This is a genomic window from Coprobacter fastidiosus, from assembly GCF_982245605.1.
This window is the reverse complement of record NZ_CEVCIF010000074.1, coordinates 1-4,631: the sequence shown is the minus strand read 5'-3', so window position 1 is coordinate 4,631 and position 4,631 is coordinate 1. Positions and strand designations below refer to the sequence as shown.

The 4,631-nt window shown below is 37.7% G+C and carries 2 protein-coding genes; one reads left to right on the top strand and one right to left on the bottom strand.

The annotated features are described in order from the left end of the window. The first annotated feature begins 185 nt into the window (after nucleotides 1-185). Nucleotides 186-2,657, top strand: a complete 2,472-nt coding sequence (locus AC0UMU_RS13115) for a beta-galactosidase (protein ID WP_278714591.1) — start codon at nucleotides 186-188, stop codon at nucleotides 2,655-2,657. A 485-nt stretch (nucleotides 2,658-3,142) separates the two neighbouring features. Here the strand turns inward: AC0UMU_RS13115 and AC0UMU_RS13110 are convergent. After that, nucleotides 3,143-4,631 (bottom strand): discoidin domain-containing protein (locus AC0UMU_RS13110; RefSeq protein WP_473979950.1); only part of this gene is annotated, 1,489 nt, incomplete at its 5' end.

Here is a 4,631-nt window from a genome sequence, read left to right as displayed (position 1 = left end):
ACCGAAATAAACAATAGCAAAAGGGGCTATCCGACTTTTTGGACAGCCCCTTTTTTTGTTTGTGAGTCTTGGATTTTGATTTAAAATTGATCTTTTTTGAAATATTTCTATTCCTTTTCTTTTCCCCCTTTCATTTACATTTGCATTTTAAAAAATCATAGATTTGTATATCTAATACTGGTTGTATGAGAAATATATTTTTGAGTTTATTGTTTGGAATTGTGTGCAATCTCTTTGTGATAGAGGCAAAGAATAGTTTAGTCAGTGATTTTGTGGTGTCAAGAGAGGAAAACCCAAAGAATACAGTTTATAGATACGAGGTTTGCCATGAAGATAAATTTAATGTAAATGATGAAATTCGAAAAGGTGAAATGCCTCGATCTGGCTTTGAAGTTGGGAAAGGTACTTTCCTATTGAACGGTAAGCCTTTTATCATAAAAGCGGCAGAATTACATTACCCTCGCATACCGAAACCATATTGGGAACAGCGCATCAAGCTTTGTAAAGCTCTTGGTATGAATACGATATGTCTCTATGTGTTTTGGAATTTGCATGAGCCTCGACCGGGAGAGTTTGATTTTACCGGGCAAAATGATTTGGCTGCATTTTGTAGGCTGTGTCAGCAAAATGATATGTATGTCATTTTACGTCCGGGTCCGTATGTCTGTGCCGAGTGGGAGATGGGCGGATTACCTTGGTGGTTACTTAAGAAAAAAGATATACGCCTGAGAGAAGCAGATCCGTATTTTATAGAACGCGTAAATATATTTGAACAGGAAGTTGCACGACAAGTTGGCGGATTGACCATTCAGAATGGAGGACCTATCATTATGGTCCAGGTAGAAAATGAATACGGGTCTTACGGAGAAAGTAAAGAATATGTATCTCTGATACGTGATATTGTACGTACTAATTTTGGAGATGTAACATTATTTCAGTGTGACTGGGCATCAAATTTTACCAAAAATGCTTTGCCGGATTTACTTTGGACTATAAATTTCGGCACGGGTGCTAATATCGATCAGCAATTTGCAGGATTGAAAAAGCTTCGTCCCGATAGCCCGTTGATGTGCAGTGAGTTTTGGAGTGGTTGGTTCGATAAATGGGGTGCTAACCATGAAACCCGACCGGCTTCGGACATGATAGCTGGTATTGACGAGATGCTGTCGAAAGGCATTTCGTTTAGTCTCTATATGACCCACGGGGGAACTAATTGGGGGCATTGGGCAGGAGCAAACTCTCCGGGATTTGCCCCTGATGTTACTTCTTATGATTATGATGCCCCTATTAGCGAATCGGGGCAAACTACACCCAAATATTGGGCGTTACGGAAAACATTGGGAAAATATATGAATGGGGAGAAACAGACGAAAGTGCCGGATATGATCAAATCTGTTAGTATTCCTGCTTTTCAATTTACAGAAGTCGCTCCGTTATTTGCAAATTTACCGATATCCAAAAAAGATAAAAACATTCGCACTATGGAAGAGTATGATCAAGGATTCGGTACGATTCTTTATCGTACGATTTTACCGGAAATAACCTCTTCTGCACAACTTACGGTAAATGAGGCGCATGATTATGCACAGATCTTTATCGATGGTAAATATATCGGGAAATTAGATCGCCGTAACGGAGAAAAACAACTTACTTTACCAGCATGTCCGAAAGGAACACAGCTTGATATTCTTGTAGAGGCTATGGGACGTATTAATTTCGGACGAGCAATTAAAGATTATAAAGGTATTACGAAAAATGTGGAGCTTTCTATAAATATAGATGGGTATCCTTTTACTTGCGATTTAAAGAATTGGGAAGTTTTCAATATTGAAGATTCCTATGAATTTTATAAAAAAATGAAATTCCACCCGATACGGTCGTTAAAAGATAAATACGGTCAGCGTATTCCGGGTTGTTATCGGGCGACTTTTCAAGTGAAAAAGCTAGGCGATACCTTTTTGAATTTCGAGACGTGGGGTAAGGGACTGGTCTATGTCAACGGTTATGCATTAGGGCGCATCTGGGAAATCGGTCCGCAACAGACGCTTTATGTTCCGGGTTGTTGGTTGAAGAAAGGAGAGAATGAAATCCTCGTTTTTGATATTATCGGTCCTAAAGATGCGAAATCTGAAGGTTTGGATAAGCCGCTTTTGGATCAATTGCTTGTTCAAAAGCCGCTTACGCATCGTAAAAAGGGTGAAAACTTGAATCTTTCGAATGAATCTCCTGTTTTTTCAGGATGTTTTAAATCGGGAAATGGCTGGCAAGAAATAAAATTTGATAAACCTGTTACAGGTCGTTATATTTGTTTAGAAGCATTGAATGCCCAAGATGGGAAAGAACTTGCTTGTATTGCAGAAATGCATGTATTGACTGAAAATGGTGAACGACTTTCTCGTGAACCGTGGATTGTAACTTATGCCGATAGTGAGGATGTGTCGCATGTCAATCGTTCGGCAGATAAAATTTTCGATTTGCAGGAATCTACTTATTGGAGTACTGTTGCGGGGATTGATTATCCTCATTCCGTAGTCATTGACTTAGGAGCAGTTTATACATTAACCGGAATTCAGTATTTGCCTCGTATGGAGAGTGAAGTTCCCGGTGGAATCAGGGATTTTAAAATTTATGTAAAGCCTCATCCTTTTAAATTGTGATCTCATGAATTGGATGTTGTTCTTGTTGTTGAGATTTATGGATTAATATTGCGAATCACTTTTTGTTTTATTTCATACTAAAAATACGAGATTCAAGATGTTCAGCACCCCAAAAGTTAGACAAAAAAACTTTGGGGTGTATTTTTTAGTGCAATGCAATGTTTAATCTGTTTAAGATTTCCGATAAAATTATATATTCAGAATTTTTTGCTTTTCTTTTTTTGTCTATTTTACTGTTTGGTAGTCCGTATGTTTCTTATTGGAATACAAATACTTGAAACAGTACTCAAAATGTTTGTGCAGAATTTAGATAGACTGATGTGTTGATTTTAGATAATCGTTCAAATAAATAACCAACCGCATATTATTCTCTGCAATTGGTTATTTTATCATGTCTTATTTCTTGTTCTAATAAAATCAAGATTAAACGATTACGTTCCGGATCGAATAAATTTATTGTTTCTGCTCTTGATTTGCAGTTTATTTTATTGTATGTTCAGTTTCCCTCTGAATTGTTTTTCTTCATTTTGTATGTGTATAATATATATACCCGGAGTAAGTCCTGATTTTATATAGTTCGTATCTGTTTTCACAGAATAAACTTTTTTCCCTTCAAGATTATAAATCGATATTTTACTTGTGCCGGAAAATCCTTTTAAGTGAATATTTCCGTTTGTACAATAGACATTACCCTCGTTTTGAGTATATGTTTCTATTCCGGTTTCTGTGCTATTGTAGATTACTTTTAATTCATATATCGACCAATAATTTGTTTTGGTATCTCCGGTTTGTATTATTTTAAAATACCGGGCATCTTGTGTCGGCATATTAATAATCGTCAATGTTCCTCCGCCTACACCGCTTGCAACGGGTTCTCCCCATGTAAGGTCGTCATTAGAAACATACAGCTCATATTTTGCCGGAGAGTCATTCGGGCTTTTCGATGTGTCCAGAATAATCGTATTGAATTTTTGAGGACTCCGCATATCTATTTTAAACCAGTCTCCCGGCTCTTTTTGCGGTCCGCTGGTCCATCGGGTATCATCTTTTCCATCTATAGCGTTTTTTGCATCGCCGTTATTCTTAGATCCCGAAGCTATCCATCCGCTCCTGTCCAACATCTCGACATCGGCTAGTTCGGGCGTATTCGCTAAGTTATTTTTCCAGAGGATACAATTGTCTGTGTTGCTATTGTAAGGATCGACAACAGAAGATTGGATCGAAAGATGTGCTTCGCTGCCATTTGTCAATAATGGATTTTTAGTAGATATATTTGAATTGACGATATTTATAGTTCCTCCTTTCAAATCGGCAAAATGATTCTCTCCGGGAGATTGAAACCATGCGTTATATAAATTTATTGTCCCGTTTTCTGCTAAAATACTTTGTTTGGCGCTACCCCAATAGTCGGAATTGAATAAAGTCGCTTCTCCACCGGTGAAATCACTTGAGAGTTCGAGATATTTTGTGTTTGAAAGATCAGATGAGCCTTTAGCGACTGCTACTACTTGCGTGTTTATGAGTTCAAACCCTTCAGGAGACATTCCTCCAAAATACATACTTCTGCGTGCTCCGTCGATTCCTAATCCGACACTTGTTCCTTGAGGCCCTTTTCCATTATCCTGAGAGAATATTACCCCTCGTTGTCCTCCGAAAGCAAAATTATTGTATAACAGTTCGTTTTTACAATCGCCTAAAACCAACCAGTCGAAATTATCGAAACAATAATTTCCGGCAATATCTCCATATTCTTTTACGGAATTTGGGAAACTGCCGAATTTCGATTCATAACCGTTTGTATAGCAGATCGGATTGTATTGTAGATTGCATATCTTTCCATTTTCCGATCCTCCGCCTACACGAATTCCGGTATTGAATGAATGCCCTGAAATATAGTCGATATAATGATTGTCGCATTTGTATGTAAATAGATCGAATCCTCTGTAAGCAGCGCGAATGGCAATATTGACAATA